Source organism: Bifidobacterium callitrichidarum, from assembly GCF_003129905.1.
Lineage (GTDB): Bacteria > Actinomycetota > Actinomycetes > Actinomycetales > Bifidobacteriaceae > Bifidobacterium > Bifidobacterium callitrichidarum.
In genome coordinates this window covers 1-1,079 of the sequence record NZ_QFFM01000058.1, presented here as the reverse complement: position 1 = coordinate 1,079, position 1,079 = coordinate 1, and the positions used below count along the sequence as shown (strand labels likewise).

At 60.1% G+C, this 1,079-nt stretch carries 1 protein-coding gene; it reads left to right on the top strand.

Annotated elements, in window-relative coordinates:
- On the top strand, positions 1-1,079 hold a 1,079-nt coding region (locus DF196_RS13090; RefSeq protein WP_277745754.1), incomplete at both ends, for an anaerobic ribonucleoside-triphosphate reductase.

Here is a 1,079-nt window from a genome sequence, read left to right as displayed (position 1 = left end):
ATGCAGACCATGGAGTACCAGATCAACTCCAACCGCGTCTCCAACGGCCAGACCCCGTTCGTGACCGTCGGCTTCGGCCTGGGCACCGACTGGTTCTCCCGCGAGATCCAGCGTGCCATCCTCCTGAACCGCATTCGCGGCCTGGGCAAGGAGCACCACACCGCCATCTTCCCGAAGCTCGTGTTCACCGTCAAGCACGGCGTGAACGCCGACCCGGGCGACCCGAACTACGACCTCAAGCAGCTCGCCCTCGAGTCCGCCACCAAGCGCATGTACCCGGACGTGGTGTTCTACGAGAACATCGTCAAGATCACCGGCTCCTTCAAAGCCCCAATGGGATGTGTCGATGGGAACGAGACCGTGACATGGAGTGACGGCGACCGGCAGTACAACGAGTCGTTCAAGGCCATGTGGAGTCACATGGTGCAACGGTACGGTGTGGAACGACAGCAGACCGGCAATCCCGACGATTTCGTGGTCGAATTGGATGACAAACCGATCCTTATCAAGGACAGCTATTCAGGCAAACCCGAGTTCGTGAAGGTGCGCCGCATCATCAAGAACGCCAGCCGCCGTTGGTTGCGCGTCACTTTCGAGGACGGCCAGACCATCGACTGCACTCCGGATCACCCGTTCCCCATTGAGAACTATCCAGGCAACAAGGGAAGGACACGTGTCGCAGCGTTCCTGCTTAAACCCGGTTATGAGATCCCCCTGTCAGGCGGAGAGCAAGGTACCACGGTCATCAAATCGGTCGTCCCGGTTGAATTGGATGAACCATCATATGATGTGACCACCGAATCCGACCACTTCGACTGCAGCGGCATCGTCTCCCACAACTGCCGTTCCTTCCTCCAAGGCTGGGAGAATCCAGACACCGGCAAGGATGAGGAAGACGGCCGCATGAACCTCGGCGTGGTGACCGTGAACGTGCCGCGCATCGCCATCGAGTCCCACGGCGACAAGGCCCGCTTCTGGAAGCTGTTCAACGAGCGCATGGAAGTGGCCCACCAGGCCCTGCAGTTCCGCATCATGCGCTGCAAGGAGGCCACCCCGGTCAACGCCCCGACGCTGTTCCG